Origin of the sequence: Mesorhizobium sp. XAP4 (assembly GCF_029269325.1) — a bacterium.
Taxonomy (GTDB): Bacteria; Pseudomonadota; Alphaproteobacteria; order Rhizobiales; family Rhizobiaceae; genus Mesorhizobium; species Mesorhizobium ciceri.
Window position 1 is genome coordinate 976,162 of record NZ_JARIXW010000001.1, and the last position, 22,909, is coordinate 999,070.

A 22,909-nucleotide genomic window follows, 5' to 3' on the forward strand; every position below is an offset into this window, starting at 1 on the left:
GCATGGACACTTTCTTCTCCTTCTACGTGCTGCCGGCGCTGCTGATCCTGTTGAAGTCAGTCGTGCTGATCGTCGTTCTTTTGATCTTCGTCGCCTACATCCTCTACGCCGACCGCAAGATCTGGGCGGCGGTGCAATTGCGCCGTGGCCCGAACGTCGTCGGCCCCTGGGGCACGCTGCAGGCTTTCGCCGATCTGTTGAAGTTCGTCTTCAAGGAGCCGGTCATCCCGTCAGGCGCCAACAAGGGCGTGTTTCTTTTGGCGCCGCTGGTGTCGGCCGTGCTGGCGATCTCGGCCTGGGCGGTCATCCCGGTCAGCCACGGCTGGGCGATCGCCAACGTCAATGTCGGCATCCTCTATGTCTTCGCCATCTCCTCGCTCGAGGTCTACGGCGTGATCATGGGCGGCTGGGCGTCGAACTCGAAATATCCGTTCCTCGGCGCGCTGCGCTCGGCCGCGCAGATGGTGTCCTACGAAGTCTCGATCGGCTTCGTCATCGTCACCGTTCTGCTCACCGCCGGCTCGCTCAACCTCACCGATATCGTGCTGTCGCAGCATGATGGAATTGGTACGCGGCTTGGCCTGCCCAACACCTTCCTCGACTGGAACTGGCTGGCGCTGTTCCCGATGTTCATCATCTTCTTCATCTCGGCGCTGGCCGAGACGAACCGCCCGCCTTTCGATCTGGTGGAAGCCGAATCGGAACTGGTCGCCGGCCACATGGTCGAATATTCGTCGACCCCGTTCCTTTTGTTCTTCCTCGGCGAGTATGTCGCCATCGTGCTGATGTGCGCGCTGGCCACCATCCTGTTCCTCGGCGGCTGGCTGCCTCCGTTCGACTTCGCGCCGTTCACCTGGGTGCCGGGCGTCATCTGGTTCGTGCTGAAAGTCTGCTTCGTGTTCTTCGGCATCTCCATGGTGAAGGCCTTCGTGCCGCGCTACCGCTACGACCAATTGATGCGGCTTGGCTGGAAAGTGTTCCTGCCGATCTCGCTGTTCATGGTGGTCGCCACCGCGGCCTTCCTCAAGATCACGGGGTTTGCGTGATGTCCGCTCTTTCCCAAGCCGCCAAATCGCTGCTGCTGCAGGATTTCGTCAGCGCCTTCTTCCTGTCGATGCGCCAGTTCTTCGCGCCGAAGGAGACGATCAACTATCCGCACGAGAAGGGGCCGACCAGCCCGCGCTTCCGCGGCGAGCATGCGTTGCGCCGTTACCCGAACGGCGAGGAACGCTGCATTGCCTGCAAATTGTGCGAGGCGATCTGCCCGGCGCAGGCCATCACCATCGAGGCCGGCCCGCGCCGCAATGACGGCACCCGCCGCACGGTGCGTTACGACATCGACATGGTGAAGTGCATCTATTGCGGCTTCTGCCAGGAAGCCTGCCCGGTCGACGCCATTGTCGAGGGGCCGAATTTCGAGTTCGCGACGGAGACGCGCGAGGAACTCTACTACGACAAGGACAGGCTGTTGGCGAATGGCGACCGGTGGGAGCGCGAGCTGGCGCGCAACATCTCGCTGGACTCGCCCTACCGCTGATATTTGACGCATGGACGGGGCGAGGGGCCTCGTCTAAGGACACAACGAAACTTGCGGCCGGAGGCGGCAGCAAACATCGAAACAGGACGGTTGTCCTGTTTGTACAGGAACCCGGGGGATCCCCAATGTTGAGTGGACTAGAGGCGGCCTTTTTCTACCTCTTCGCCTTTGTCGCGGTGGCATCGGCGTTCATGGTCATTTCGTCGCGCAACCCCGTGCATTCGGTGCTGTTCCTGATCCTGACCTTCTTCAACGCCGCCGGCCTGTTCATGCTGACCGGCGCCGAGTTCCTGGCGATGATCCTGCTCGTCGTCTATGTCGGCGCGGTGATGGTTCTGTTCCTGTTCGTCGTCATGATGCTCGACGTCGATTTCGCCGAACTGAAGAGCGGCGCCCTGCAATATGCGCCGATCGGCGCGCTGGTCGGGCTGATCCTGGCGGCGGAGCTGATCGTGGTTCTCGGCGGCTACACCTTCGCGCCGCAGCTCGCTTCGACGGTCTCCAAGCCCATTCCGGATCTTGCCACGCGGACCAATACCGCCGCGCTCGGCGACATCCTCTATACGGACTACCTCTACTACTTCCAGATTTCGGGCCTCGTGCTGCTGGTCGCCATGATCGGCGCCATCGTGCTGACGCTGCGCCACAAGCCAGGCGTCAAGCGGCAGTCGATCGCAGCCCAGGTCGGCCGCACACCGGCGACCGGCATGGAAATCCGCAAGGTCAAGACAGGCGAGGGACTCTGAGATGGTTGTCGGCATCGCACATTATCTGACCGTATCGGCTGTTCTGTTCACGCTCGGCGTGTTCGGCATCTTCCTGAACCGCAAGAACGTCATCGTCATCCTGATGTCGGTCGAGCTGATCCTGCTGGCGGTCAACATCAATTTCGTCGCCTTTTCGGCAGCACTCGGCGATCTGGTCGGCCAGGTGTTCGCGCTGTTCGTGCTGACGGTCGCGGCGGCCGAAGCCGCCATCGGACTTGCCATTCTCGTCGTCTTCTTCCGCAACCGCGGCTCGATCGCGGTCGAAGACGTGAACATGATGAAGGGTTGACGGAACCACCATGTATCAGGCCATCGTCTTCCTTCCCCTGCTCGGCTTCCTGATCGTCGGCCTGTTCGGCACGTCGCTCGGCGCCAAGGCGTCCGAATACATCACCTCGGGTTTCCTGGTGATCGCGGCCGTGCTGTCGTGGGTCGCGTTCTTCACCGTCGGTTTCGGCCATGGCGAGGTGTTCACCGTGCCCGTGCTGCGCTGGATACAGTCGGGTGGGCTGGAAGCGTCCTGGGCGCTGCGGATCGACACGCTGACGGTGGTCATGCTGGTGGTGGTCAACACCGTGTCGGCGCTGGTCCACATCTATTCGATCGGCTACATGCACCACGATCCGAACCGGCCGCGCTTCTTCGCCTACCTGTCGCTGTTCACCTTCGCCATGCTGATGCTGGTGACGGCGGACAACCTCGTGCAGATGTTCTTCGGCTGGGAAGGGGTGGGGCTGGCGTCCTATCTGCTGATCGGCTTCTGGTACAAGAAGCCGTCGGCCAATGCCGCGGCAATCAAGGCCTTTGTCGTCAACCGCGTCGGCGATTTCGGCTTCGCGCTCGGCATCTTCGGCGTGTTCGTGCTGTTCGGCTCGGTCAATCTGGGCACCATCTTCGCCAATGCGGCGACGTTCATCCCCGCTGAAGGCGCGCCGCAGGGTGCCGCGGTGCTGACTTTCCTTGGCCATGCGCTGGACAAGCAGGCGGCCATGACGATCGTCTGCCTGCTCCTGTTCATGGGTGCCATGGGCAAGTCGGCGCAAGTGCCGCTGCACACCTGGCTGCCGGACGCCATGGAAGGCCCGACGCCGGTTTCGGCCCTGATCCATGCCGCCACCATGGTGACGGCGGGCGTGTTCATGCTGGCGCGGTTGTCGCCGCTGTTCGAACTGTCGCATTCGGCGCTGACGGTCGTGACCTTCATCGGTGCCTTCACGGCCTTCTTCGCGGCCACCGTCGGTCTCGTCCAGAACGACATCAAACGCGTCATCGCCTATTCGACCTGCTCGCAGCTCGGCTACATGTTCGTGGCGCTCGGCGTCGGCGCCTATGGCGCGGCGATCTTCCACCTGTTCACGCATGCCTTCTTCAAGGCGCTGCTGTTCCTCGGCTCGGGCTCGGTCATCCATGCCGTGTCCGACGAGCAGGACATGCGCAAGATGGGCGGCCTCAGGAAACTGATCCCGACCACCTACTGGATGATGGTGATCGGCACGCTGGCGCTGACCGGCGTCGGCATTCCGGTGACGGTCATCGGCACCGCCGGCTTCTTCTCCAAGGACGCCATCATCGAGAGCGCCTTTGCCGGCCACAATTCGGTTGCCGGCATGGCCTTCGTGCTTTTGGTCATCGCCGCCTGCTTCACCTCCTTCTACTCCTGGCGGCTGATCTTCATGACCTTCCACGGCAAGCCGCGGGCGAGCCATGAGGTGATGCACCATGTCCATGAATCGCCGCCGGTGATGCTGGTGCCGCTGTTCATCCTGGCTGCCGGCGCGCTGTTTGCCGGCGTCATCTTCCACAACGCCTTCATCGGCGAGGGCTATGCCGAGTTCTGGAAGGCATCGCTGTTCACATTGCCTGACAATCACATCCTGCACGACATCCATGAATTGCCGCTGTGGGTCGAACTGTCGCCCTTCATCGCCATGCTGATCGGCTTCGCGCTGGCCTGGAAATTCTACATCCGCTCGCCGGAAATGCCGGTCAACCTGGCCGCGCAGCATCGCGGGCTCTACGCCTTCCTGCTCAACAAGTGGTATTTCGACGAGCTCTACGACTTCCTGTTCGTGCGGCCCGCCAAGCGCCTCGGCCACTTCCTGTGGAAGACCGGCGACGGCACCGTCATCGACGGCCTCGGCCCCGACGGTATTTCGGCGCGCGTCGTCGATGTCACCAACCGCGTCGTCAAGCTGCAGACCGGCTATCTCTACCACTACGCCTTCGCCATGCTGATCGGCGTTGCCGCACTCGTCACCTGGATGATGCTCTGATGACCGCCTGGCCAATCCTCTCGCTGGTCACCTTCCTGCCGCTGGTTGGTGTGCTGCTTATCCTGTTCATCAATGACGACAGCGAAAATGCACGCCGCAACATCCGCGCCATCGCGCTGTTGACGACGACGTTCACGTTCATCATCTCGCTGTTCATCTGGACCGGATTCGACAATTCGCAGTCCGGCTTCCAGTTCGTCGAGAAGGTCGCCTGGCTCGATTCCGGCATTTCCTACCATATGGGCGTCGACGGCATCTCGATGCTGTTCGTCATCCTGACGACCTTCCTGATGCCGCTCTGCATCCTGGCCTCGTGGGAATCGATCGAGAAGCGCGTCAAGGCCTACATGATTGCCTTCCTGCTGCTCGAAACGCTGATGATCGGCGTGTTCTGCGCGCTGGACATCGTGCTGTTCTACGTCTTCTTCGAAGCCGGCCTGATCCCGATGTTCATCATCATCGGCGTCTGGGGCGGCAAGCGGCGCGTCTACGCCTCGTTCAAGTTCTTCCTCTACACGCTCGCCGGTTCGGTGCTGATGCTGCTCGCCATCATGGCGATGTTCTTCCAGTCCGGAACAACCGACATCCCGACGCTGCTGACCCACAACTTCCCGGCCAACATGCAGACCTGGCTATGGCTTGCCTTCTTCGCCTCCTTCGCGGTGAAGATGCCGATGTGGCCGGTGCACACCTGGCTGCCCGACGCGCACGTCGAGGCGCCGACGGCGGGCTCCGTCATCCTGGCCGGCATCCTGTTGAAAATGGGCGGGTACGGCTTCCTGCGCTTCTCCTTGCCGATGTTCCCGCTGGCTTCGGAAATGTTCGCGCCGCTGGTCTTCGCTCTGTCCGTCGTCGCCATCATCTACACCTCGCTGGTGGCGCTGATGCAGGAGGACATGAAGAAGCTGATCGCCTATTCGTCGGTTGCTCATATGGGCTTCGTCACCATGGGCATCTTCGCCATGAACCAGGAAGGCGTGCAGGGCGCGATCTTCCAGATGCTCAGCCACGGCCTCGTCTCCGGCGCGCTGTTCCTGTGCGTCGGCGTCATCTACGACCGCATGCACACACGTGAGATCGCGGCCTATGGCGGGCTGGTCAACAACATGCCGAAATACGCCACGGTGTTCCTGATCTTCACCATGGCCAATGTCGGCCTGCCCGGGACCAGCGGCTTCGTCGGCGAGTTCCTGACCATGCTCGGCGTGTTCCGGGTCAACACATGGGTGGCGTTCTTCGCCGCCACCGGCGTCATCCTGTCGGCCGCCTACGCGCTCTGGCTCTACCGCCGGGTGATCTTCGGCGCACTGACCAAGGAGAGCCTGAAGGGCCTGCTCGACCTGTCGCCGCGCGAGAAGGTGATCATCTACCCGCTGGTCGTGCTGGTCATCTTCTTCGGCGTCTATCCCGCCCCGGTCTTCGACGCGACGGCCCAATCGGTCAAGTCGCTCGTCACCAATGTCACTGCATCCATCGGCGCCGCGCAGACCGCGGCGGCGAACTGACCAGAGGTTTTGCGAACCATGACGCCGGACCTTCTCTCCAGCCTGTCGCTCTCGACGCCAGAGCTGATCCTTGCCGTCGGCGCGCTGGCGCTGCTGATGGTCGGAGCCTATTCGCGCGCCAACACGGCCAACACGGTAACCGGCCTTGCGGTTGCCGTGCTGGCGATCGCGGGCGCCTGGCTGATCTTCCGAACCGGGCAGGGCAGCGCTTATGGCAATGCCTTCATCCAGGATTCCTTCGGCCGCTTCATGAAGGTGCTGGCACTGGTTGGCTCGGCGGTGACGCTGGTGATGTCGATGCGCTTCGCCAAGGCGGAGCGTTTCGACAAGTTCGAATATCCGGTGCTGATCCTGCTGTGCACGCTCGGCATGATGCTGATGATCTCGGCCAACAGCATGATCGGCCTCTATCTCGGCCTCGAGCTGCAGTCGCTGGCGATCTATGTGCTGTGCGCGATCAACCGCGACAATCTGCGCTCGACCGAAGCGGGCCTCAAATATTTCGTTCTCGGTGCGCTGTCGTCGGGCATGCTGCTCTATGGCATCAGCCTGGTCTACGGCTACACCGGCAACACCGGCTTCCAGGAAATCGCCACGGCACTCGGCAGCGGCGAGCGCCAGCTTGGCCTCGTTTTCGGCCTCGTCTTCGTGCTGGCCGGCCTTGCCTTCAAGATTTCCGCGGTGCCGTTCCACATGTGGACGCCTGACGTCTATGAGGGCGCGCCGACTCCGGTGACGGCCTTCCTGGCGGCGGCGCCGAAAATGGCGGCGATGGCACTGATCGTGCGCGTCACCATGGGCGCGTTCAAGCCGATCGCCGCCGACTGGCAGCAGATCATCGTCTTCATCTCGATCGCCTCGATGGCACTCGGCTCCTTCGCCGCAATCGGGCAGACCAACATCAAGCGCCTGATGGCCTATTCCTCGATTGGCCATATGGGTTACGCGCTGGTCGGCCTTGCCGCCAACAGCCAGGCCGGCGTGCGCGGCGTTGCCATCTACATGCTGATCTATCTGGTGATGACGCTCGGCACCTTCGCCTTCATCCTTGCCATGCGGCGCAAGGAAGGCAATGTCGAGCAGATCAGCGACCTGGCCGGCCTGTCGTCGACCAATCCGGTCATGGCGACGATCCTGACCATCCTGATGTTCTCACTCGCCGGCATTCCACCGCTCGCCGGCTTCTGGGGGAAATGGTACGTCTTCCTCGCCGCCATCAACGCCAATCTCTACGCGCTGGCGATCATCGGCGTGCTGGCCTCGGTGGTGGGCGCCTATTACTATTTGCGCATCATCAAGATCATGTGGTTCGACGAACCGGTCGGCGGCTTCGTGCCGATGGCGACGGAATTGCGTGTCGTGCTCGGCGTCTCCGGCGCCTTCGTGCTGTTCTACGTGTTGATCGGTGGGCCGATCGGCACCTATGCCGAAGCCGCCGCCAAGACGTTTTTCTAGACGGCATGGCATTTCGGCTGGCTCCAACCTCGGCGTCGGAAGGGTTCCGGCTCGAGGCGCATGAGAGCGTCGGCTCCACCAATGCGCTGGCACTGGACCACGCAAGGGCAGGCGACTCCGGCAAATTGTGGGTCGTTTCCAAGAAGCAGGAAAGCGGGCGTGGCCGGCGCGGCCGCGTCTGGGCGACCCCGGAAGGCAACCTGGCGGCGACGCTGCTCGTCATCACCAAGGCAGAGCTTCGCCTTGCCGCGACATTGGGCTTCGTCGCAGGACTGGCGCTGGCCGATGCACTCGATGCCGTGGTGCCGAAGGGCCGGATCGCCATTGGCCTCGACGGTGGCAGCGAAGGAAAAAACCGTTTCGAGCTGAAATGGCCGAACGACGTGCTTGCCTCCGGCGCCAAGCTGGCCGGCATCCTGCTGGAATCGGCAATCCTCGAGGGCGGCCGTTTCGGAGTGGCGGTCGGCATCGGCGTCAATGTGGTGGCATACCCTGAGGATTTGCCGTATCCCGCAACTTCCTTGCGCGCGCTGGGCGCGGCATGCGATGCGGAAACACTGTTCCTGGCGCTGTCGGATGCCTGGAGCGAGAATGCCCGATTGTGGGATGAGGGGCGCGGACTTGCCGCCGTCAGGCGACGGTGGCTTGAACGTGCCGCGGGGCTCGGCGGCGAGGTTGCCGTCAGAATTGACGGTAATGTGGTGCGCGGGGTGTTTGAGACCATTGACGAGGACTGCCGTTTCGTGATCCGCGACGATGAAGGTTCGGTTCGGACGATCGCCGCCGGCGATGTGCATTTCGGCGCGGTCGCTTCGGCCAGGGCATAGGGCCGTTCATGAACGGTTCTAACTGTTTGTTTTTGCGCAACTCCGGTGGGAAAACCGTTACACACTTTTCCCGGAATTGCTTTTTGAGCTTGGCCTGAGGGCCAGGAAGGGACAAATCATGGCGAAAGCGGAAAACGCCGAACTCGTCTTCGTGCCGCTCGGCGGCGTCGGCGAGATCGGCATGAACTTCGCTCTTTACGGCTACGGACCGCCCAGCGCGCGCGAATGGATCGTCATCGATGTCGGAGTGACCTTCCCCGATGCCAGCCTGCCGGGCGTCGACTTGGTGCTGCCCGACACGCGCTTCATCGAGGAGAACCTCGCCAATCTGCGCGGCATCATCATCACGCATGCGCATGAAGACCATTACGGCGCGCTGCTCGACACATGGCCGAAGCTGAAGGCGCCGGTCTGGATGACGCCGTTCAGCGCCGGCCTGCTGGAAGCCAAGCGGCAAGGCGAGCAGGGCGCACCGAAAATACCGGTCACGATCTACCGGCTGGGCGAGAAATTCACCGTCGGCCCCTTCGAGATCGAAGCCATTCCGGTCGCGCACTCGATTCCCGAGCCGATGTCGCTGGCGATCACCTCGCCGGCAGGCACCGTCATCCATACCGGTGACTGGAAGATCGATCCGGAGCCGACGATCGGGCCGAAGACCGACGAGGCGCGTTTCCGCGCCTATGGCGACAAGGGCGTTCTGGCGCTGATCTGCGATTCGACCAATGCGCTGCGCGAAGGCGAGTCGCCTTCGGAAGTGGCTGTGGGCGAGGGCCTCAAGGGCGTCATCCAGGCTGCCAAGGGCCGAGTCGCCGTCACCACGTTCTCCTCCAATGTCGGACGTATCGTCTCGATCGCCAAAGCGGCCCGCGATGCCGGACGCCAGTGCCTGGTGCTTGGCCGTTCGCTGAAGCGGGTCATCGATGTGGCCGGAGAACTCGGCTACATGGACGGTCTGCCGGAGTTCATCGCCGAGGAGGATTTTGGTTTCATCCCGCGCGAAAACCTGGTCATCATCTGCACCGGCAGCCAGGGCGAGCCGCTGGCCGCACTGGCCAAGCTGTCGCGCGAAGAGATGAAGTCGGTGTCGCTGACGGCAGGCGACACGGTGGTGTTTTCCTCGCGTACGATTCCCGGCAACGAGAAGGCGATCCTCGAGATCAAGAACCGTCTCATCGACCTCGGCGTCAAGATCATCGAGGACGGCGATGCGCTGGTGCATGTCTCCGGCCATCCGCGGCGCAGCGAATTGCGCAAGATGTATGAATGGGTGCGCCCGCAGATCGGCGTTCCCGTGCATGGCGAGGCGGCACATCTGGTGGCGCAGGGCTCGCTGATGTCGACATCGGGCATCGGCCAGGTGGCGCAGGTGCGCGACGGCGACATGCTCAGGCTTGCTCCCGGCCCAGCCACCATCATGGATCAGGTGCCGTTCGGCCGTATCTACAAGGATGGCAGACTGATCGGCACCGATCAGGCGATGGGCATCCGCGACCGGCGCAAATTGTCCTTTGCCGGCCACGTGGCGGTCAATGTCGTGTTGGACGACAAATATGAGCTTGCCGGCGACCCCGATTTGGTCGCCATCGGCGTCGCCGAGGCCGATGGCCGTGGCGAGTCGCTGGAAGATCTGATGATCGATGCGGCAATCGGCGCGGTGGACTCGATCCCCCGTCAGCGCCGAAAAGACCTCGACCTGGTGCAGGAAGCAGTGCGGCGCGCCGTGCGCGGCGCCGCCAACGAAGCCTGGGGCAAGAAGCCGTTGGTGACGGTGTTCGTCACTCGCTGAGGGGAGTGGGGCAGTAAGGGAGTAGGGCAGTAGGGATTTCGATACGAGGCAGGTCAGCTTTTCCCCTATTGCCCTATTGCCTTACTGCCCTGGGGAAAACCTATGCTCGGACGTCTGAACCATGTCGCGCTTGCCGTGCCGGATCTGGCTGCTGCCGTAGCGGCCTACCGCAACACGCTCGGCGCGGAGGTGACGGCGCCGCAGGCGCTGCCGGAGCACGGGGTGACGGTGGTGTTCGTCAATGTCGGCAACACCAAGGTCGAACTTCTGGAGCCTTTGGGCGAGGGATCGCCGATCGCCGCCTTCCTGGAGAAGAACCCCTCCGGCGGCATGCATCACCTTTGCTATGAGGTCGACGACATCCTGGCCGCGCGCGATCAGCTCAAGGCCGCCGGCGCCCGCGTGCTGGGCGACGGCAACCCGAGGATCGGCGCGCACGGCAAGCCGGTGCTGTTCCTGCATCCGAAGGATTTCTTCGGCACGCTGATCGAACTGGAGCAATCATGAGCTGGGTTTCGTTCACCGCCCTGTTTTTCGCGACCTGGTGGGTGGTGCTGTTCGCCGTGCTGCCGTTCAGCGTGAGGACGCAGGACGACGATCACGACGTGACGCTCGGCACGGTTCCGAGCGCGCCGCGTGGGCCTCACATGCTGCGCGCCGTGATCCGCACCACCATCGCCACCGCGATTCTGATGGGCATTTTCTATGGCCTGACGCATGGGCTGGGATACAGCCTCAACGACATCCCGCACATCGTGCCGGAATTCAGCCAGACGCCGGCTAAATAGACTGTCCAGCGACGGCGTTTTCATATGTCGGAACCGGGCGGGTTTCGGCGGGGAACGTCGTGCCGTTTTGCGGCCTGACGAGCGCTGACGCTGGGTAAGGTGGTTTGGCAACGCGTTGCGCTAAGCAGATGATTGCACAAAAAAAATGCAAGGCACGAGGCCTTGCAATTTAAACGCGTCCGATCTGTTTCCGGTTTCCGGCGGCAGCGAGTAACCGCGCCTAGATCGCATCCTCCCAAGACTTTGACCGCGTAGGAGAGCAGATTTTTTTCTGCCCTCTCGGTTATCGAGGTACATTAGCCTAAGGCGAATGAAAATGTCACGAAGAATTTTGCCTTGAAACGGGCATTCTCGTGCTGCACTGCACAATAGTGTGGCAGGCGTTGCTTGGCGAACGATCACCAAGACGCGCACAGTGACCGGGAGGCCTTGCAGCGCCGTGGGTCTTCTGGACGGGCGAACGGCGGTGCGACGCTTCTGATCCCGGCTACCCATGTTTTTTGGAAATCGATTCCGCTTTTCGGGCCGAAGCGTCCGGGTTCCCATTCCGCCTTGAAATGGCTATGAAGCCGGGTCAAGCAAGCCAAAGTCGCGCCGATTCTGACGCGACCCTCCTCACTCACGGACCTGCCCATGCGTTTGTCGCGCTATTTCCTGCCGATCCTCAAAGAAAATCCGCGCGAGGCCGAGATCGTCTCGCACCGGCTGATGCTGCGCGCCGGCATGATCCGCCAGCAGGGGCAGGGCAGTTTCTCGTGGCTGCCGCTCGGCAAGCGGGTGCTGGACAAGGTCTGCCGCATCATCCGCGAGGAGCAGGATCGCGCCGGTGCGCTGGAAATCCTGATGCCGACCATCCAGTCGGCCGATCTGTGGCGCGAAAGCGGCCGCTATGACGACTACGGCAAGGAGATGCTGCGCATCAAGGACCGGCAGGACCGCGACATGCTCTACGGCCCGACCAATGAGGAAGTGGTCACCGAGATCGTCCGCGCCTATGTGAAGTCCTACAAGGACCTGCCGCTCAATCTCTACCACATCCAGTGGAAGTTCCGCGACGAAGTGCGGCCCCGCTTCGGCGTCATGCGGTCGCGCGAGTTCCTGATGAAGGACGCCTATTCCTTCGATCTCGACTTCGAAGGCGCCAGGGCGGCCTACAACAGGATGTTCGTGTCCTATCTCCGGACTTTTACGCGCATGGGGCTGCAAGCAATACCGATGCGGGCCGACACCGGGCCGATCGGCGGCGATCTCAGCCATGAATTCATCATCCTGGCCGACACCGGCGAGAGCCAGGTCTACTGCCACCGCGACTATCTTGCGCTCGATGTGCCCGGCGCCAACACCGATTTTGCCAACGACGCCGAGATCGCCGACATCGTCAAGACATGGACGACGCCCTACGCCGCCACCGACGAGATGCATGACGAGGCGGCGTGGGAGAAGATCGGCGAGAGCGACAAGGTTTCGGCGCGCGGCATCGAGGTCGGCCACATCTTCCATTTCGGCGACAAATATTCCAAGCCCATGGGCGCCAAGGTGACCGGACCCGACGGCAAGGATCATTTCGTCTCCGGCGGCTCCTACGGCATCGGTCCGTCGCGGCTGGTCGCGGCGATCATCGAAGCCAGCCATGACGATAACGGCATCATCTGGCCGGAGGCGGTGGCGCCGTTCGACATCGGACTGATCAACATGAAGGCGGGCGACGCCGAGTGCGACGGCGTCTGCGACGAACTGCATGCCGCTTTCGTCGCCGCCGGCAAGGACGTGCTCTACGACGACACCGACCAGCGGCCCGGCGGCAAGTTCGCCACCGCCGACCTGATAGGCCTTCCCTGGCAAGTGATCGTCGGACCGCGCGGTGTCGCCGCCGGCGAGATCGAGATCAAGAACCGCAAGACCGGCGAGCGCGAGACGCTGCCTATCGCGGACGCGAAGAAGCGCTTCGGTGTCGCCGCATGAGCGAGGCGGTGGCGGCAAGATCGGTCGGCGCCGGACCCTTTTCCATCTTCGAGCGCATGGTCGCCTGGCGCTATCTGCGTTCGCGGCGCAAGGAGACGGTGATCTCGGTGATCGCCTCGATCTCGTTCCTCGGCATCATGCTGGGCGTCGCCACGCTGATCGTGGTCATGGCGGTGATGAACGGTTTCAGGGCGGAGCTTTTGACGCGCATCCTCGGCGTCAACGGTCACCTGATCGTGCAGCCGCTCGATTCGCCGCTGGAGGACTATGCGCAGGTCGCCAGCCGCATCAACGGTGTAGCAGGCGTCAAATACGCCATCCCGCTGATCGATGGCCAGGTGCTTGCGCAAGGCAATGTCGGCGGCGGAACCGGAGCGCTGGTTCGCGGCATACGCGGCGAGGATCTGAGCAAGATCGCCATCGTTGCCAGCAACATCAAGCAGGGTTCGATCGCCGATTTCGACTCTGGCGAGGGCGTTGCCATCGGCAAGCGCATGGCCGAGAATCTCGGCCTGACGCTTGGCGATACCATCACCTTGATTTCGCCCGACGGCGACGTGACGCCGATCGGCACCACGCCGCGCATGAAGGGCTACAAGATCGCGGCGATCTTCGAAGTCGGCATGTCCGAATATGACACGTCCATCGTCTACATGCCGTTTTCCGAAGCGCAGCTTTATTTCAACATGGACGGGCGGGCGCAAACGATCGAGATCTATGTCGACAATCCAGACGATGTCGATGCGCTGAAACCGAAAGTGGAGGCGGCGGCGCAGCGGCCGATCGACATGGTCGATTGGCGCCAGCGCAACGAGACCTTCTTCTCCGCGCTGCAGGTCGAACGCAACGTCATGTTCATGATCCTGACGCTGATCGTGCTGGTGGCGGCGCTGAACATCATCTCCGGCCTGATCATGCTGGTGAAGGACAAGGGCCACGACATCGCCATCCTGCGCACCATGGGGGCGTCGCGCGGCGCCATCCTGCGCATCTTCCTGATGACGGGTGCGGCGATCGGCGTGACCGGCACGCTTGCCGGTGTGCTGCTCGGCGTACTGATCTGCACCAACATCGAATCGATCCGCCAGTTCTTCTCGTGGATGACCGGTAAAGTGCTGTTCAATCCTGAACTCTATTTCCTCAGCCAGTTGCCGGCGAAGATGGATCCGCGCGAGACGACCTATGTCGTCCTGATGGCGCTCGGCCTGTCCTTCCTGGCAACGGTGTTTCCGGCATGGCGCGCCGCGCGTCTCGATCCGGTCGAAGCCTTGAGGTACGAATAGTGGCCGAGGTCATTATCGAGCTGAAGAGCGTCGAGCGGCACTACGTCCAGGGACCGCGAAAGCTCACCATTCTCAATGGTGCGGACTTCTCGCTGAAGCGCGGCGAGATGGTGGCGCTGGTGGCGCCGTCTGGCACCGGCAAGTCGACGCTGCTGCACACCGCCGGCCTGCTGGAGCGTCCCGACGCCGGCGACGTCATCCTGGCCGGCCGCGCCTGCGGGCGGCTGTCCGACGACGAGCGCACGGCGATCCGCCGCAACGATGTCGGCTTCGTCTACCAGTTCCATCATCTGCTGCCGGAATTCTCGGCGCTGGAAAACATAATGATGCCGCAGCTCATCAAGGGGCTCAGCCGCAAGGACGCGGCCGAGCGCGCGGCGCAGCTGCTCGATTACATGCAGATCGGCAAACGCGCGGCGCACCGGCCGTCCGAGCTCTCCGGCGGCGAACAGCAGCGCGTCGCCATTGCGCGTGCGGTCGCCAATGCGCCGCTGGTACTGCTGGCGGACGAGCCGACCGGCAATCTCGACCCGGTCACCGCGTCCTATGTGTTCGAGGCGCTGGCGGCGCTGGTCAAGCAATCGGGCCTCGCGGCGCTGATCGCCACCCACAATCACGAGCTGGCATCGCGCATGGACCGGCGCGTCACGTTGGCCGACGGCAAAGTGGTGCCGCTCTAGGGCACGGCGATACTGGGGTGAGGCCGGCCTGCGAAAGGCGGCTTCCTGCGCTTCCCGTTCTACCCCGTTGCGGTAGAACGGTGCTCACGTACCCAAAAGTACGCTCCGCTCCGGTTCTCGAAATCCACCATTCTCGGCTCGGCCTGACCCCAGTCTCGTCGTGCCCTGGTCGGCGCTGGGCAACCGTCGTTCGCCCGTCAACCTTTTCTTAACCCTGCCGATCTGATCGCCCGGAAATTCGGACACGGCCGGATTGTGTCCGTTGACTTTGAAACAAAATTAGAACAAAATACGAACATATCAACAACAGGAGAGAGTTATGACCGATCTGGTTCAGGATGTCATCTCACTGGTTTGCATGAGCACCTTTCTCGTCTCCATGGCGATCTGGATTGGAGCCATGTGATTTGGCGGCGTTCGCCGCCGTGGGTCCCATGCGGTCGAAGACCGCTCCGCCGTTAAGCTTTTCTTGCCGCAGCGACGTTAGAGTGCCCCGGCAAGACAGGGAGCAACGTCCAGGTGTCGCCCATCGTCACGGCCATTCTGGTGGCCAGCAATCTCGGGCTGATCTTTCTGTTGATGACGGTGCCGCTTGGTTTGCGCACGGTCCGGCTGACCCGTCTGGTGGCGATGGATCGGCAGCGCCTCTGGCAGGCGCTGTGGCCGCTCGGCAGCAATGCCGGCTGGTCCGGTGAGATCCTGTCCGCCGAGGCCCCGGACGGCGAGGGCGTGGCCCGCATCACGTTGTCCTGGGAAGGTCGCGACGGCAAGCCGATCGAACGCAAGTCGCGGTTTGAAGACGTCGTCGAAGGCAGCCGCTTCTCGATGCGTGTCATCGAGGATACGGCACTCGACGCTTCGTTTTGGAAGGATTTTCGCGAAACCGCCGAACTCGTTTCGGAAGGCAACAGCACGCGGGTGACGCTCAGCCAGACCGATCGCTATCGTGGCGTTGCCTTCCTGGTGTTCCGCTATTTCGCCCTGCGCCGCGAACTCTCCAAGCTGCAGCGCTGGGCGCGGACCGGAAAGTATCGCAAGGGCGGCTGGTTCGAGCATCCGCTCAGTCAGGTCGGCTTTGCCGGGCTTTCGGCGCTGATCCTGTGGCCATTCTTCGGCCTTCACTTCGGCGGTTTGGCACTGGCCGCGATCCTCACATCGGTGGTCGCCCTGCATGAGCTTGGCCATATGGCGGCGTTCCGGCTGATGGGCCACAACCGGGCGCGGATGATCTTCATTCCGCTGCTCGGCGGCATCGCCATTGGCGGGCGGCCCTATGACAGCCGTTTCGAAGTGGCTTTCGTGGCATTGATGGGCGCCGGCTTCTCGGCCTTCCTGGTGCCGATCGCCATCGCCGCAAGCACCTTTGCCGGCGCGGAAGGTCACCGGCTGGCGGCGGCCCTGCTGGCGACGCTGGCGGGCTTCGCCGCACTGTTCAACATCGCCAATCTGGTGCCGGTGTGGAAGTTCGACGGCGGCCAGGTGCTGCGCCAGATCTGTCCGGGACCGGTCGCGCTGGCGCTGGCTTCCTTCTTCCTGCTCTCGGCTTTCCTGGCCGTGGGTTGGCAGGCCGGCTTTTCCGCCACCTTCCTGCTCGCGACGGGAGCGGTGTTTTCGCTCCTCAGCCTGCTGACGATGAGCAGTGGGGTGAAGCCGCGTCACGAGCTGAAGCCGATCCGCACCATCGACCGGCTGGCCATGGCGGCGGCGTTGCTGGCGGTGTTCGCCATCCATGGCTATGGCGTGTTGTGGGCCTCTGCCCAACTGATTTGAGCCGTACCGGATCCGGAAGATCAGCCGGCTTTGCGCTCGGCTTCGACAGGCAACGCCGTGGCGGGACCGAACACATCCTCGAAGGCGGATTTCAACGCCAGGTCAAGATCGGCCATGGTCAGGGGAAGGCCTAGGTCGACGAGGCTGGTGACGCCGTGGTCCTGCACGCCGCAAGGCACGATGCCGCTGAAATGGTCGAGATCGGGCTCGACATTGATGGCGATGCCGTGAAAACTCACCCAGCGCCGCAGCCGGATGCCTATGGCCGCGATCTTGTCCTCCGCCGGCGAGCCGTCCGGCAGAGCAGGGCGATCCGGCCGCACGACCCAGACGCCGACCCGGTCCTCGCGGCGCTCGCCCCGCACATTGAAAGCGGCAAGCGTGCCGATGATCCACTGTTCGAGCGCCGCGACGAAGGCGCGGACATCCTCGCGCCGCCGCTTCAGGTCGAGCATGACGTAAGCGACCCGCTGGCCCGGCCCATGATAGGTGTATTCGCCGCCGCGTCCGGCCGCGAAGACCGGGAAGCGGCTGGCGTCGATCAGATCCTCGCCACGGGCGCTGGTGCCGGCCGTGTAGAGCGGCGGGTGTTCGACCAACCAGACCATTTCGCCGGCAGCGCCGCTGCGGATCGCCTCGGCGCGCGCCTCCATGAAGGCAAGTGCCTCGGGATAGGCGGTAAGGCCGGGCTCGATCAGCCATTCGACCGGTGCCGAGCCGGGAAGCGGCAGGAACGACGTGGCGATCTGGCTGCGTTCGGTCATGGCGTATCGTCTTTTCGTTTGTCCATGGCGCGCCCAAAAACGCCTCGCACCTTTGGGCGACATCAACTTGCCTTCCATATGGCGATATCAGGCGCAAACGTCCAGTTCCGGCGCTGGGTTCGGGCCCTGTGGAGCATTATGCCAATCGCCTGACATTATTGCTTGCCGTGCACTTGTTTCACCGGAAACGATTTGCTACACGCCGCGAGCCGGTCGGTTCCGGCTCTACCACGTGCGGTCGTGGCGGAATTGGTAGACGCGCAGCGTTGAGGTCGCTGTGGGGCAACCCGTGGAAGTTCGAGTCTTCTCGACCGCACCATTCTCTTCCCAGAATCCGATTTGTGCCGGTCTCGCCCGCTGCGGGCCGGACGCATTTCGTTGATATTCCCGCACTTTACGCCACTTTCTTTTTGAGCGTCGGATTCTCCCAAAACCGGTTTCCCCCTTGGGTCCGATGCTCTAGACCTGATTTGCACCTTTTCCGGGATTCTTGTGGCGGGAGGCGCTGGTGGAAGGCGAGCACGAACGGACGACCGGCGCCGGGGCCGCCGAGGACAACCACGCCGACATCTATGGCGAGGACGGCGCCGTGCTTTCGTCCTTCCTGGCGCGGATCGGCGCGGCGATCGCCGACCGCGACACGCTGACCCTCAAGCATGAAGTCGACGACCTGCACCAGTCGGAGCTCGGCGACCTGCTCGAGGCGCTGCATCCCGAACAGCGCCGCGCGCTGGTCGAACTCCTGGGCGCCGATTTCGACTTCTCCTCGCTGACGGAGGTCGACGAGGCGATCCGTATGGAGATCGTCGACAATCTGCCCAATGCGCAGATCGCGCAGGCGGTGCAGGAGCTCGATTCCGACGACGCCGTCTACATTCTCGAGGATCTCGACCAGGAAGACCAGGACGAGATCCTGTCGCAACTGCCGTTCACCGAGCGGATCAGGCTGCGCCGATCGCTCGATTATCCCGAAGAGACGGCCGGCCGCCGCATGCAGACCGAGTTCGTCGCGGTTCCGCCGTTCTGGACGATCGGCCAGACCATCGACTACATGCGCGAGGACAACAATCTTCCCGAGCGCTTCAGCCAGATCTTCGTCATCGATCCGAGCTTCAAGCTGCTCGGCGCCATCGACCTCGACCAGATCCTGCGCACCAAGCGTTCGGTCAAGGTCGAGGAGGTGATGCACGAGACGCGGCACGCCATTCCGGCCACCATGGACCAGGAAGAGGCGGCGCGGGAATTCGAGCAGTACGATCTTTTGTCGGCCGCGGTCGTCGACGAGAACGAACGGCTGGTTGGCGTTCTGACCATCGACGATGTCGTCGACGTCATCCAGCAGGAGGCCGAGGAAGATCTGATGCGTATGGGCGGCGTCGGCGACGAAGAGCTTTCCGACAGCATCTTTTCGACCTCGCGCTCACGCGTTCCGTGGCTGCTGATCAACCTTCTGACCGCGTTCCTGGCGGCGTCGGTGATCAGCCTGTTCGACCGCACGATCGAACACATCGTGGCACTGGCGGTGCTGATGCCGATCGTCGCGGGCATGGGCGGCAATGCCGGCTCGCAAACCATGACCGTCACCGTGCGGGCGTTGGCGACCAGGGATCTCGACATCTACAATGCCGGCCGCATCATTCGCCGCGAGATGGGTGTCGGCTTCATCAACGGCATCGTCTTCGCCATCCTGATCGGCATCGTCGCGGCAGCCTGGTTCCGTGATCCCAATCTGGGCGGGATCATCGCGGCGGCGATGATCATCAACATGTTCGTGGCCGCCCTGGCCGGCATCCTGATCCCGCTGCTGCTCGATCGTTTCAAGGTCGATCCGGCGGTCGCTTCGGCGGTCTTCGTCACCACGGTTACCGACGTCGTCGGTTTCTTTGCATTTCTCGGCATTGCCACGTGGTGGTTCGGCGTGCCCTGAAGGCACGCCTTTTGGCTCAATTGACTTTTACGTAAATGCCGTGCGAGGCTCGCGCGGGGCGCTATGTCGATTCCGGCATGGCATGGGTTTTGGTTCGGGACAGAAGGGTGACGCCGCCATGGCGATCGCCCCGGTGTTTCGGCGTGTGGGAGTGGCAATGCGAGAATATTATTCGATCACCGAGTTGACCCGCGAGTTCGACGTGTCGACGCGGACGCTGCGCTTTTATGAGGACGAAGGGCTGGTGCAGCCGGTGCGGCGCGGCCGCACGCGGCTGTTTCGCCCCTCCGACCGGCAGCTCATTCGCCAGATCATGCGCGGCAAAAGGCTTGGCTTCTCGATCAACGAGATTCGCGAAATCATCCAGATGTACAAGGAGCCGCCCGGCGAAGTCGGCCAGCTCAACCTGATGATCAAGCGCATCGAGGAAAAGCGCGAGGATCTCCGGCAGAAACGCCGCGACCTCGAGGAGACGCTGGCTGAACTCGACCAGGCCGAGGAGTCTTGTGTGGAGCGGCTGGTGGAGCTTGGCGTGAATACCTAGGCAGAGAGTTTGAGGGACAGCGCCCCCTCTCTCCTGCCGGACATCTCCCCCACGAGGGGGGGAGATTGGCCGCTTGAAAGCCAGCTCAAATCCAGCGGCGCACGCGTTTGGCGTAGTCGCGGTATTTCTTGCCGAATTTTGCTGCCAGCACCTTTTCCTCGCCTTCGATCGCCACCTTCTGCGTGGCATAGGCGGCGATGAACGCCAGCGGCAGGAACCACACGATGCCCGAGACAAAGGCGACGCCGATCAACAGCAGCGTGTTGGCCAGATACATCGGATTGCGGGTGACGCCGAAGGGACCCGTGGTGACCAGGTGATCGGGTACAGCGTTGGGGTTGAGCGTGGTCTTGGCCCGGATCATGGTGCGGATCGCGGTGAACCAGAGTGCGGCGACGGCAAACAGCGCCACCCAGCCGGCCGCGAACAGGATATCGCCCAGCAGGTCGCCGATCCAGGGCAGGGGATAGAGCAGGCCCAGTGCGATGCTGACGGCGATGGCGGCGATGTAGATCAGCGGCGGCCACGGTATGAGCCCCGGCTTCGGCTGGTTCTCGGTCATTCGGCCCCTCCCTCCATCAACTTGCTGTCGGTCTTGGCGGTGCACATGCCGGCGAGATCGGACAAATGCGCTTTCCACTCCGCAGTCTGATCGTTGTTGTAGAGCCTATCAAGCGTGGACTCGCCCTCGAGCGTATCGAGCATGCAGACACAGTAGCTTGTACAGAACTCGGTGTCGCGCGACTGCTCGCAGGACAGCTGACAGGTTTTGAGGAAATTCACCTGCGGGGTTTCGACCTGCGCCGGCATGATCTGCGAGAACAGCCAGACGCAGCCGATCAGCAGCGGCTGGTGGATCAAATAGAAAGCCAGGCTGTGCCGGCCGATGAAGACCAGCGGGTTGGCCAAGCGACCGGGCGCCAGATTGGCAAGCCTGGCAAGCAGGCCGGCACCTGCGGCGAGTTTCGTCACCGCGATGCCCGCAAGCACGGCGCCGAACCACGGAAACAGCGGAACGTAGTCGTTGGAGCGCGGATTGATCGCCGACAGGCCGACCCACCACAGCCATGGGTGATCGAAGGCCTCGAAGCGCAGATAGACGGGGGCGGCGATAACGAGCGCGGCGACGACAAGCGTCAGCAGCGCCGGCAGGCGCAGGAAGGCGAGACCGAGCAGGCTGGCCAGCGCGATCTCGTGCAAGATGCCGAAGAAGATGAAGCCGTCCGGAGTGGCGATGCGGGTAACGACCGAAATCGCGATCGCGGCTCCGGCGACCATGGCGAACCGCTTCCAGAAGCCGTTCCAGCGGATTTGTCGGCCGTGGGCGAGATACAGGCTGACGCCGACCAGGAACAGGAAGGTCGAGGCGATGCAGCGCGCGTAAATCTTCCACCAGCCGAAGGCGGTCAGGCCGGGATCGGTGTAGCCGAAGAACTCCAGATCCCAGGTGAAATGGTAGCTTGCCATGGCGATCAGCGCGATGCCGCGCACGATGTCGATGGCGACGATGCGCTTTGGTCGATCCTGAACGGGTGCGGTCGGCGTTTGGATGCTCATGGTCTCGCATTCTGATTCAGCCCCGCTGGAGGACTATCACGGTTGCCCAGGACAAAAGAAGACCGGCAACCCTGCCGATAACGCCGGATCAGCCGCGGCATTGTGCCAGTGCCGGAAAGCCTTTGGCCGGCTTCGCTTTTGCCGGATGCACGTCGGTTTCCTCTTATTGGCGCTGAGGTCGCCACGGCAGATTTGACCCGGTGAATCTGCTTCGGGGAAAGCAATGTCCACCCATGTGCGCCATCCGATCTGGCTACCGGCCCTCAAGGCCGCGGACGCGCGCACCTTCGCTTCGCTCTATGCGGTCGAATCCTTCGCCCGCGCCACGGTGTCGAGCGTCATCCCGATCCAGGCTTACGAGATCCTGCACAACGAGCAGATCGTCTCGATCCTCTACACCGTCGTGGCGATGCTCGGCCTGTCGGTGACATTGTTCATGCCGATGCTGATCCGCCGTTTCGCCCGGCGCTGGGTCTACACGGCGGGCGCCTGCCTGCTGGCCATCGGCTCGCTGTTCTTCGCCACCGACACGCTTGCCGGGCAACTGGCCGGCATGCTGTGCCGGGTGATGGGCGCCAGCGCGCTGTCGATCACGCTCAACCTCTACATCATGGACCACATCCGCAAGACCGACTTCATGCAGGCCGAATCGCTGCGCATGGCGTGGTCGATGCTGGCCTGGACCGGTGGGCCGACGCTCGGCATCTTCCTCTACACGCGCTTCGGCGTCTATGCCGCGCATGGCGCGGTGGCCGTGTTCGCGTTAGCGCTGCTGGCATTGTTCTGGACCTACCGGCTCGGCGACAACCCGTCGATCCGTCCCGGCAAGACGCGACCAGCCAATCCGCTCGCCAATATCGGCCGCTTCATCGCCCAGCCCAGGCTCAGGCTGGCCTGGCTGATCGCGTTTGGGCGCTCCTGTTTCTGGACGACGTTCTTCGTCTATGGGCCGCTGTTCATGGTCATTACGGGTGAGGGCAAGCTGGCCGGCGGCCTGCTGGTTTCGGCCGGCAACGCGCTTTTGTTCATGGCGATTTTCTGGGGCAAGGCGGGAAAGCGCTTTGGCGGCCGCAGGACCATGACATTTGCCTATTTCGCCATGTCGGTCGCGCTTCTGGCGGCGGGCTTCGTCGGCGAAACCGTGCCGCTGCTCACCGGCGCCTTCCTGCTCTGCGGCGCCTTCTTCACCATTGCACTCGACGCGCTCGGCTCGACCGCCTTCATGCGCTCGGTGCGCTCCTATGAAAGATCGCAGATGGCGGCGGTCTATCGCACCTATCTCGACTTTTCCGAGCTGACGCCGCCGCTGGTCTATTCGGTGGTGCTGGCCTTCTTCGGCCTGGGCTCGGTGTTCGTCACGCTTGGCCTGCTGGCGGCGGTCTGCGGCTTCGTGACGTGGCGCTATCTGCCGAAATCGCTTTGACCTTCATGGCGCATTCGCAACGGTCGCCGGCGGAATTTGGTTTGCCGGACGCGAGGAT

21 protein-coding genes and 1 tRNA gene are annotated in these 22,909 nt (G+C 62.9%); 19 read left to right on the forward strand and 3 right to left on the reverse strand.

Translation table 11 applies throughout. The features are described from left to right. Nucleotides 1–2: 2 nt before the first annotated feature. The 15 genes from nuoH to P3C39_RS04955 all read left to right on the forward strand — a co-directional run bounded on the left by nuoH (nucleotide 3) and on the right by P3C39_RS04955 (nucleotide 16,636). Complete coding sequence (nuoH, locus tag P3C39_RS04885; RefSeq protein WP_013531097.1) at nucleotides 3–1,046, forward strand: NADH-quinone oxidoreductase subunit NuoH; 1,044 nt, start codon at nucleotides 3–5, stop codon at nucleotides 1,044–1,046. Continuing rightward, nucleotides 1,046–1,537, forward strand: coding sequence for an NADH-quinone oxidoreductase subunit NuoI (gene nuoI, locus P3C39_RS04890; RefSeq protein ID WP_013531098.1), 492 nt, complete (start codon nucleotides 1,046–1,048; stop codon nucleotides 1,535–1,537). Before nuoH ends, nuoI begins: the two co-directional genes overlap by 1 nt. Before the next feature lie 125 nt (nucleotides 1,538–1,662). Next, entirely contained in the window at nucleotides 1,663–2,283 is a 621-nt protein-coding gene (locus P3C39_RS04895; RefSeq protein WP_013531099.1) for an NADH-quinone oxidoreductase subunit J, read from the forward strand. Nucleotide 2,284: 1 nt separating this feature from the next. Further along, nucleotides 2,285–2,593, forward strand: coding sequence for an NADH-quinone oxidoreductase subunit NuoK (gene nuoK, locus P3C39_RS04900; protein WP_010910101.1), 309 nt, complete (start codon nucleotides 2,285–2,287; stop codon nucleotides 2,591–2,593). Nucleotides 2,594–2,603: 10 nt separating this feature from the next. Then, nucleotides 2,604–4,577 (forward strand): NADH-quinone oxidoreductase subunit L, encoded by a 1,974-nt coding sequence (gene nuoL, locus P3C39_RS04905; protein WP_064993750.1) that lies wholly within the window; start codon nucleotides 2,604–2,606, stop codon nucleotides 4,575–4,577. Then, nucleotides 4,577–6,082, forward strand: coding sequence for an NADH-quinone oxidoreductase subunit M (locus P3C39_RS04910; protein WP_024501357.1), 1,506 nt, complete (start codon nucleotides 4,577–4,579; stop codon nucleotides 6,080–6,082). The genes nuoL and P3C39_RS04910 overlap by 1 nt, the downstream gene beginning before the upstream one ends. 18 nt (nucleotides 6,083–6,100) lie before the next feature. Next, the gene (gene nuoN / locus P3C39_RS04915; RefSeq protein WP_013531102.1) at nucleotides 6,101–7,537 is read left to right on the forward strand and encodes an NADH-quinone oxidoreductase subunit NuoN; all 1,437 of its coding nucleotides are present in this window, start codon (nucleotides 6,101–6,103) and stop codon (nucleotides 7,535–7,537) included. A 5-nt stretch (nucleotides 7,538–7,542) separates the two neighbouring features. After that, entirely contained in the window at nucleotides 7,543–8,364 is an 822-nt protein-coding gene (locus P3C39_RS04920) for a biotin--[acetyl-CoA-carboxylase] ligase (protein WP_275952791.1), read from the forward strand. A 118-nt stretch (nucleotides 8,365–8,482) separates the two neighbouring features. Beyond that, nucleotides 8,483–10,153 (forward strand): ribonuclease J, encoded by a 1,671-nt coding sequence (locus P3C39_RS04925; protein ID WP_275952792.1) that lies wholly within the window; start codon nucleotides 8,483–8,485, stop codon nucleotides 10,151–10,153. A gap of 102 nt (nucleotides 10,154–10,255) precedes the next feature. After that, nucleotides 10,256–10,660: a methylmalonyl-CoA epimerase gene (gene mce, locus P3C39_RS04930; RefSeq protein WP_013531105.1), complete on the forward strand. Its 405-nt coding sequence runs from the start codon at nucleotides 10,256–10,258 to the stop codon at nucleotides 10,658–10,660. Then, nucleotides 10,657–10,941, forward strand: a complete 285-nt coding sequence (locus P3C39_RS04935; RefSeq protein ID WP_013531106.1) for a DUF1467 family protein — start codon at nucleotides 10,657–10,659, stop codon at nucleotides 10,939–10,941. Before mce ends, P3C39_RS04935 begins: the two co-directional genes overlap by 4 nt. Before the next feature lie 633 nt (nucleotides 10,942–11,574). Continuing rightward, on the forward strand, nucleotides 11,575–12,903 hold the full coding sequence (proS, locus tag P3C39_RS04940; RefSeq protein ID WP_013531107.1) for a proline--tRNA ligase: 1,329 nt from the start codon (nucleotides 11,575–11,577) through the stop codon (nucleotides 12,901–12,903). After that, nucleotides 12,900–14,186 carry a lipoprotein-releasing ABC transporter permease subunit gene (locus P3C39_RS04945; protein WP_013531108.1) on the forward strand — a complete coding sequence of 429 codons (1,287 nt, stop codon included), beginning with the start codon at nucleotides 12,900–12,902 and terminating at the stop codon, nucleotides 14,184–14,186. Before proS ends, P3C39_RS04945 begins: the two co-directional genes overlap by 4 nt. Next, a complete protein-coding gene (locus P3C39_RS04950; RefSeq protein WP_027160544.1) occupies nucleotides 14,183–14,866 on the forward strand; it encodes an ABC transporter ATP-binding protein in 684 nt (227 codons plus the stop codon). Before P3C39_RS04945 ends, P3C39_RS04950 begins: the two co-directional genes overlap by 4 nt. Nucleotides 14,867–15,385: 519 nt before the next feature. Further along, complete coding sequence (locus P3C39_RS04955; RefSeq protein ID WP_275952793.1) at nucleotides 15,386–16,636, forward strand: site-2 protease family protein; 1,251 nt, start codon at nucleotides 15,386–15,388, stop codon at nucleotides 16,634–16,636. A gap of 20 nt (nucleotides 16,637–16,656) precedes the next feature. Here the strand turns inward: P3C39_RS04955 and lipB are convergent, their stop codons facing one another. Further along, entirely contained in the window at nucleotides 16,657–17,400 is a 744-nt protein-coding gene (gene lipB / locus P3C39_RS04960) for a lipoyl(octanoyl) transferase LipB (protein ID WP_027160542.1), read from the reverse strand. 234 nt (nucleotides 17,401–17,634) lie between these two features. Between lipB and P3C39_RS04965 the strand changes: the two genes are divergently transcribed. The 3 genes from P3C39_RS04965 (at nucleotide 17,635) to P3C39_RS04975 (ending at nucleotide 19,871) form a co-directional block, all read left to right on the forward strand. Beyond that, a tRNA-Leu gene (locus P3C39_RS04965) sits at nucleotides 17,635–17,719 on the forward strand. 189 nt (nucleotides 17,720–17,908) lie between these two features. Further along, nucleotides 17,909–19,327, forward strand: coding sequence for a magnesium transporter (gene mgtE, locus P3C39_RS04970; RefSeq protein WP_013531112.1), 1,419 nt, complete (start codon nucleotides 17,909–17,911; stop codon nucleotides 19,325–19,327). 157 nt (nucleotides 19,328–19,484) lie between these two features. Then, a complete protein-coding gene (locus P3C39_RS04975) occupies nucleotides 19,485–19,871 on the forward strand; it encodes a MerR family DNA-binding transcriptional regulator (RefSeq protein WP_013531113.1) in 387 nt (128 codons plus the stop codon). 85 nt (nucleotides 19,872–19,956) lie between these two features. Here P3C39_RS04975 and P3C39_RS04980 read toward each other — a convergent pair whose 3' ends face one another. After that, entirely contained in the window at nucleotides 19,957–20,433 is a 477-nt protein-coding gene (locus P3C39_RS04980; RefSeq protein ID WP_024501351.1) for an isoprenylcysteine carboxylmethyltransferase family protein, read from the reverse strand. Further along, nucleotides 20,430–21,428, reverse strand: coding sequence for a DUF1624 domain-containing protein (locus tag P3C39_RS04985; RefSeq protein WP_275952794.1), 999 nt, complete (start codon nucleotides 21,426–21,428; stop codon nucleotides 20,430–20,432). The genes P3C39_RS04980 and P3C39_RS04985 overlap by 4 nt, the downstream gene beginning before the upstream one ends. A gap of 223 nt (nucleotides 21,429–21,651) precedes the next feature. On the opposite strand from P3C39_RS04985, the gene P3C39_RS04990 reads away from it, so the two are divergent. After that, entirely contained in the window at nucleotides 21,652–22,851 is a 1,200-nt protein-coding gene (locus tag P3C39_RS04990) for an MFS transporter (protein WP_275952795.1), read from the forward strand. Nucleotides 22,852–22,909: the final 58 nt, after the last annotated feature.

Excerpts from the sequence above, each read along its gene's own strand:
- P3C39_RS04925 (WP_275952792.1), top strand. The coding sequence starts at position 8,483 with ATGGCGAAAGCGGAAAACGCCGAACTCGTCTTCGTGCCGCTCGGCGGC.
- P3C39_RS04910 (WP_024501357.1), top strand. The coding sequence starts at position 4,577 with ATGACCGCCTGGCCAATCCTCTCGCTGGTCACCTTCCTGCCGCTGGTT.
- P3C39_RS04945 (WP_013531108.1), top strand. The coding sequence starts at position 12,900 with ATGAGCGAGGCGGTGGCGGCAAGATCGGTCGGCGCCGGACCCTTTTCC.
- P3C39_RS04920 (WP_275952791.1), top strand. The coding sequence starts at position 7,543 with ATGGCATTTCGGCTGGCTCCAACCTCGGCGTCGGAAGGGTTCCGGCTC.
- P3C39_RS04935 (WP_013531106.1), top strand. The coding sequence starts at position 10,657 with ATGAGCTGGGTTTCGTTCACCGCCCTGTTTTTCGCGACCTGGTGGGTG.
- P3C39_RS04980 (WP_024501351.1), bottom strand. The coding sequence starts at position 20,433 with ATGACCGAGAACCAGCCGAAGCCGGGGCTCATACCGTGGCCGCCGCTG.
- P3C39_RS04985 (WP_275952794.1), bottom strand. The coding sequence starts at position 21,428 with ATGAGCATCCAAACGCCGACCGCACCCGTTCAGGATCGACCAAAGCGC.
- proS (WP_013531107.1), top strand. The coding sequence starts at position 11,575 with ATGCGTTTGTCGCGCTATTTCCTGCCGATCCTCAAAGAAAATCCGCGC.
- P3C39_RS04990 (WP_275952795.1), top strand. The coding sequence starts at position 21,652 with ATGTCCACCCATGTGCGCCATCCGATCTGGCTACCGGCCCTCAAGGCC.
- nuoL (WP_064993750.1), top strand. The coding sequence starts at position 2,604 with ATGTATCAGGCCATCGTCTTCCTTCCCCTGCTCGGCTTCCTGATCGTC.
- nuoN (WP_013531102.1), top strand. The coding sequence starts at position 6,101 with ATGACGCCGGACCTTCTCTCCAGCCTGTCGCTCTCGACGCCAGAGCTG.
- mce (WP_013531105.1), top strand. The coding sequence starts at position 10,256 with ATGCTCGGACGTCTGAACCATGTCGCGCTTGCCGTGCCGGATCTGGCT.
- nuoI (WP_013531098.1), top strand. The coding sequence starts at position 1,046 with ATGTCCGCTCTTTCCCAAGCCGCCAAATCGCTGCTGCTGCAGGATTTC.
- lipB (WP_027160542.1), bottom strand. The coding sequence starts at position 17,400 with ATGACCGAACGCAGCCAGATCGCCACGTCGTTCCTGCCGCTTCCCGGC.
- nuoH (WP_013531097.1), top strand. The coding sequence starts at position 3 with ATGGACACTTTCTTCTCCTTCTACGTGCTGCCGGCGCTGCTGATCCTG.
- P3C39_RS04895 (WP_013531099.1), top strand. The coding sequence starts at position 1,663 with ATGTTGAGTGGACTAGAGGCGGCCTTTTTCTACCTCTTCGCCTTTGTC.
- nuoK (WP_010910101.1), top strand. The coding sequence starts at position 2,285 with ATGGTTGTCGGCATCGCACATTATCTGACCGTATCGGCTGTTCTGTTC.
- P3C39_RS04975 (WP_013531113.1), top strand. The coding sequence starts at position 19,485 with ATGCGAGAATATTATTCGATCACCGAGTTGACCCGCGAGTTCGACGTG.